The 2549-nt window shown below is 65.2% G+C and carries 2 protein-coding genes and 1 pseudogene; all 3 read right to left on the reverse strand.

What is annotated here, in order from left to right; translation table 11 throughout:
* A partial coding sequence (locus EN879_RS31700; protein ID WP_127274513.1) for a class I fructose-bisphosphate aldolase occupies nucleotides 1-481 on the reverse strand: 481 nt, incomplete at its 3' end.
* Between the two features lie 133 nt (nucleotides 482-614).
* Nucleotides 615-1811 carry a phosphoglycerate kinase gene (locus EN879_RS31705; RefSeq protein ID WP_013529247.1) on the reverse strand — a complete coding sequence of 399 codons (1197 nt, stop codon included), beginning with the start codon at nucleotides 1809-1811 and terminating at the stop codon, nucleotides 615-617.
* A 145-nt stretch (nucleotides 1812-1956) separates the two neighbouring features.
* Nucleotides 1957-2549, reverse strand: a pseudogene (locus EN879_RS31710) (potassium/proton antiporter); the annotation flags it as partial.

Consider the following 2549-nt stretch of genomic DNA (forward strand, 5'->3'; position numbering starts at 1 on the left):
CATGAGCATTGGAGCCGATCGAGGTCGCCGAAGGGACGCCCTTGGCGATATCGATGTCGATTACCGCGCGCCATTTGGCGAAGCGGGCGCCGAGCTTGTAGTAGTCGGCAAGCCGTTCGCGCAGGCCATCGAGGCCTTCGGTGACGGTGTCGCCGGGAAACCTGGCCAGCGGCTTGGCGCCGGCATCGACCTTGATGCCGGGGATGGCGCCGGCCGCCTTGATGATGTCGACCAGCGGCGTGCCGTCGGCGGCCTTCTGGCGGATCGTCTCGTCATAGAGGATGACGCCGGAGATGTAGCGGGTCATCGCCTCCCTGGTGCGGAACATCATCTCGCGGTAATCGCGGCGGCTGTCGGCGGTCGATTCGACGCCGATGACGTCGAAGCGCTTCTTGATGGTGCCGGAACTTTCGTCGGCGGCCAGCAGGCCCTTGCCATCGGCGACGATCGCAGCGGCAATGTCTTCGAGACGTTCGCTCATTGTTGCTTCTCCTGAAACGGTTGTTCCGCGCTTAACGGAAGTCTACCGCCAAAGGAATGGCATCGGAAAGCTCGAATCGATTGAAGCCTCGGGCGGCCTTGTTCGCTCTCCGAGTGTTGATCGCCTCGGAGCCTCAGCGCTTCAACACATCGACGCCGGGCAGCGGCTTGCCTTCCATCCACTCCAGGAAGGCGCCGCCTGCGGTCGAGACATAGGTGAAGTCGTCGGCGACGCCGGCGTGGTTGAGCGCCGCGACCGTATCGCCACCGCCTGCGACCGAGACCAGCTTGCCTTCCTTGGTGCGCGACGCCGCATGCTTGGCCGCCGCCACCGTCGCATGGTCGAAGGGCGCGATCTCGAAGGCGCCGAGCGGGCCGTTCCAGACCAGTGTCGCGGCGCGGTCGATCCATTCGCCGATGGTCGTCACGGTTTTGGCGCCGACATCGAGGATCATCCCGTCGGCCGGCACATCGGAGATGGCGACGGTCTCGCAGGCCGCGCCCGCCTTGAACTCCCTGGCGACGACGCCGTCGACCGGCAGGATGATGGCGCAGCCGGCCTCGGCCGCCTCGATCATGATCTGCTTGGCGGTTGAGGCGAGATCATGCTCGCACAGCGATTTGCCGACATCGGTGCCGCGCGCGGCGAGGAAGGTGTTGGCCATGCCGCCGCCGATGACCAGCGCGTCGACCTTCTTCACCAAGTTCATCAACAGATCGATCTTGGTCGAGACCTTGGCGCCGCCGACAATGGCGACGACCGGACGAACCGGTTTTCCCAAGCCCTTCTCCAGCGCCTCAAGCTCGGCTTGCATGGTGCGGCCGGCAAAAGCCGGCAACAGATGCGCCAGCCCCTCGGTCGAAGAATGCGCGCGGTGCGCGGCCGAGAAGGCGTCGTTGACGAAGATATCGCCATTGGCGGCGAGTTTTTCGGTGAAGGCCGGGTCATTCTTTTCTTCGGCCTTGTAGAAGCGAGTGTTTTCGAGCAGCAGCACGTCGCCCTTGTTCATGGCGGCGACAGCGCTTCCGGCCGTGTCGCCGACGCAATCCGAGGCGAAACCGACGGGGCGGCCGAGCACTTCTGCCGTGGCTTTGGCGATCGGCTCCAGCGAGAATTCGGGCGAAGGCCCATCCTTGGGTCGGCCGAAATGGGCGAGCAGGATGACCTTGGCGCCCTTGGCCGATAGCTCGGCGATGGTCGGTGCGATGCGTTCGATGCGGGTGGCGTCGGTGACTTTGCCCTCAGTGACAGGCACGTTGAGGTCGACGCGCACCAGCACGCGCTTGCCGCTGATGTTGCCGATATCGTCGAGTGTCTTGAAGGCGGCCATGCGGGTTCCTTTCGCGAAAAACCGGGGGACCATACCCCGCATCGGCGACGATGCAAGGCTTAGGGCGCGCTCGAACCGAAATTTTGAAGTGGGCACGATCTTGCACTGGCGGGCGGATGAATGGCTCCGCTCAATAGCGGGTTTGTCAGCTTTCGGTTGCTGCCTTTTCCGGCGCTGGCTCTGGGGCCGGTTTCTCGTCCGCCCGCGCCTCGTCCGCCTGCGCCTCGGTCGGCTTGCGCCAATTGCGGATGAAGGCGGAAAGACGGTCGCCGATTTCTCCGGCGCTGAGGAAGACCGGCACCCGCGCCACCGGCGCGGTCGGCTCGAACGACAGGCCGAGGCCTATGATCTTCCCCTTGTCGTCGACGTCGCGGACGATCAGTTCTATCGGGCCGAGCAGGACGCGGTCGGCATATTCGGCATGGCCGCCGAGCCGCGCCGTGACCAGCGCTCCAACGGTGAGCTTTTGCTCCGCTTCGGTCAGGCCCGGCGTATAGGCTGCTTCCAGTTCGGCGGCGGGGCGCGCTGGATCGACGGCGAAGGCGCCGAAGAAATCGGCATCTTCGGGATCGACCACGGCACGGCTGGCGAACAGCTTGTCGAGCAGGCGCGGATAGCGATCCGGGACGAAAATGTAGACCTGGTCGCCGGCGGCGAGCCGGCCCATGTCCTGGAAGCGCATCGAACGGCCGTCACGCAGCACCAGCGAGGGTCGCGCCCAGCGTGGGATGCGCTCGC

This window comes from Mesorhizobium sp. M7A.F.Ca.AU.002.02.1.1 (assembly GCF_003998535.1).
GTDB classification, from domain to species: Bacteria; Pseudomonadota; Alphaproteobacteria; order Rhizobiales; family Rhizobiaceae; genus Mesorhizobium; species Mesorhizobium ciceri.

Coding starts and splice junctions, on each gene's coding strand:
- EN879_RS31705 (WP_013529247.1), bottom strand. CDS start 1,811: ATGGCCGCCTTCAAGACACTCGACGATATCGGCAACATCAGCGGCAAG.